The organism is Candidatus Parvarchaeota archaeon (genome assembly GCA_016866895.1).
Taxonomy (GTDB): domain Archaea; phylum Micrarchaeota; class Micrarchaeia; order Anstonellales; family VGKX01; genus VGKX01.
In genome coordinates this window covers 1-2,376 of the sequence record VGKX01000172.1, presented here as the reverse complement: position 1 = coordinate 2,376, position 2,376 = coordinate 1, and the positions used below count along the sequence as shown (strand labels likewise).

Genomic DNA, 2,376 nt, shown 5'->3' with positions numbered 1-2,376 from the left:
AGTTTATCAATTCCGCTGGTAACTTTTGGCAAGTCCTTAGTGCCAAGCGTTCCAAAAAATGCAGAAGTTTCCTTTGCGCTCTTTTTCGCTTTTTCTGATTGACTTTTTTGTGCTTTCTCGGTTGCCGTGAATGCAGCCGGTAAAGTCTTAGTGTATTGGTTCGCAAGTCTTAGGTTTTCTTCCCTTAGTTCCTTTGCCTCATTGGTGTAATCTCTTATCGCCTTTGCCCCTTGCCTGTAAATATCCCGCTGCTTGTCAACCGCCTTTACCTCCACCTCAACGGCAGCACCCACACCGCCTGAAATTCGTATCGTTTCATTCTTTTGGGCGTTGGCCTTATTGCGTACCGCCAACGCTTCTTCTGTTGCTTTTATCTCTAATTCCAACGCTTTGCGCTCGTTCTCGGTGATTCTTTCCTGCAACGCCCTAGCCCTTGCAGCCTGCGTGATTGCGTTAGCTAATTGGTTGTATGCACTTGCCGCCTTGCCTGCTAAAATTTCTTCATTGCTGAAATCTTTTAGGTATTCACCGTATTGGCTGCGTAATTCTTTTATTGCTTCTTTCCGCTTGGATAATGGCACATTAGCGGAGGTTGCAGCCTTGAACAACAGATCCAACTGCACCCGCTCCTTTGCCAATTCTTCTGCGTACTTGTTCGCCTGCTCCGCTCCTTCTTTGGCTTCCCTGTTTAACTTCTGTTGCCTTTGACCCCACAATGATAAACCAGCGGAAACAAGACTGATAGCCAGCACCAAGCCACCACCGCCAAGCAAGCTACCTGCCAATGCACTTATAGCACCCTTGACGCTTCCCGATTCTTTGCGTAATTGTACGAATGACTGAACCAACGGCTCCAAGTTGTTCGCCACGCCAATAGCTCCGAATGGCAAATCTTGTAATACTCGGCCCGTGTTGGTTAGGGCAAAGTTTGCCTGACTGCTGCCCTGTGCGACTTGTGGAAGTATTTTTTTTCCTAGTTCCTCCGCTGGCTTCCTTAGCCTTGCCGCTTCTGCTGATAAGTCCTTAATTGCTTTATTCAGCCTGTTAACTTCCTCCGAAGTGGTTGCAATGTTGCGCTGCTTTCTCAGTTCCGCTAGTGCTGCATTCACCTCGCTGATTGACTTGGCCCCGTTTGCTCCAAAATCTTTTAGGCTGTCCGTTGCCTTATTCAGGCCATCAATAGCGGTTTTTACATCCGCTGAAATCTTGACCGTTAACTCGTTGACTGTTGCCATAACTCAAAGTTAAAATAAAAATGCAGGCTTATTTTGCCTGCATCATGTTCATTCTTGCCGCTTGTTCGATTAGTTCCCTTTGTCTTTCCTTGAAGTCCTGTATATCAACATCCTTGGGCAAATTATCATACCACACGGGAAAAATATCATGCCTTGGCACCGGCTTGCCTCCTAATGCACTGATAAAGTGGGCAATCGTTCTCGCTCGTTCCGTTTCCTTTGCGTCACGCATCAACCACCCTTCGCAGGTGGCCTGCCATTCGTTACTTTCTAAGTTCCAAAATATCTCAGGCGGTAGCCCGATCACTCCCAAGCCCAAACGCATCATTTCGCTTGCTTCTTCTTGACTGCTTTTTTTTTAGGCGGTTCGTTTGTCACCTCATTCGCTGCCTTGATAATGGATTGATAAGCGGTTGAACGGGTTAACTCTTGGCTCACTTCCTCCAATTGCTTGGCCCCATCATCCCCCGCCAATAGCATGTCTGCAATTTCATCCTCCACATCCCCGAAACTGAAATCGGGCGTTTGTAGTTCTGCACGGCACCCGCCAAGCAAACCACAATACACCAATAGGGCAACATCCCCCGTTTCGTTGCTGTCTGTCATTTTCTCCCTTAGTTGGGCCATCTGTTGCAAGGCATACAAGCTAAATCTTACCTGCCTTTTCTTTCCTAGAAATTCAATGTGTGTCATGATATTAAATAACAATAGCCGCCCGTCATCGGGGACGGGTCGGCCATGTCCGGGAACACACACCCGACCAAAGCCCCGATTCCTTGGTCAAGCGTTTTAATCTATTCAATTAGGGTGTTAAATCAATATCCTTCAAGTTGAAGGTGACGCTGAATGTTACAATATCTTCTGTAACTCCGTTTTCCTCCAAGCTCGTAATGATTGCATTGCCTTCGGTGTATCGGTTGGCGGTATCGCTGTACGTAGTACCCGCCACACGAACTTTGAAGATTGCAGGCGGTGCAACCATGTAGCCCTCCAACTCCTTGAATGATACGGCCACCGTGCTGGCTGCTAGTTCGCTCAGGCCATTGGCTGATACTTCAGCATCCAAAGCCCCCGCTTCTTTGCCGGTAGGGTTGCAATTGCTTGCCGCTTCCAATACATCACGGCTATAACTGATTGTTGC

At 47.7% G+C, this 2,376-nt stretch carries 4 protein-coding genes; all 4 read right to left on the bottom strand.

Annotation, left to right across the window (positions count from 1 at the left end; all coding sequences use genetic code 11):
* Positions 1-1,235: hypothetical protein (locus FJZ26_05600; protein MBM3229882.1), on the bottom strand; the 1,235-nt coding region annotated here is incomplete at its 3' end.
* Positions 1,236-1,263: 28 nt separating this feature from the next.
* Positions 1,264-1,563 carry a phage tail assembly chaperone gene (locus FJZ26_05595; GenBank protein MBM3229881.1) on the bottom strand — a complete coding sequence of 100 codons (300 nt, stop codon included), beginning with the start codon at positions 1,561-1,563 and terminating at the stop codon, positions 1,264-1,266.
* A complete protein-coding gene (locus tag FJZ26_05590) occupies positions 1,560-1,841 on the bottom strand; it encodes a hypothetical protein (GenBank protein ID MBM3229880.1) in 282 nt (93 codons plus the stop codon). Before FJZ26_05590 ends, FJZ26_05595 begins: the two co-directional genes overlap by 4 nt.
* Positions 1,842-2,037: 196 nt before the next feature.
* The gene (locus FJZ26_05585) at positions 2,038-2,349 is read right to left on the bottom strand and encodes a hypothetical protein (protein MBM3229879.1); all 312 of its coding nucleotides are present in this window, start codon (positions 2,347-2,349) and stop codon (positions 2,038-2,040) included.
* Positions 2,350-2,376 lie beyond the last annotated feature (27 nt).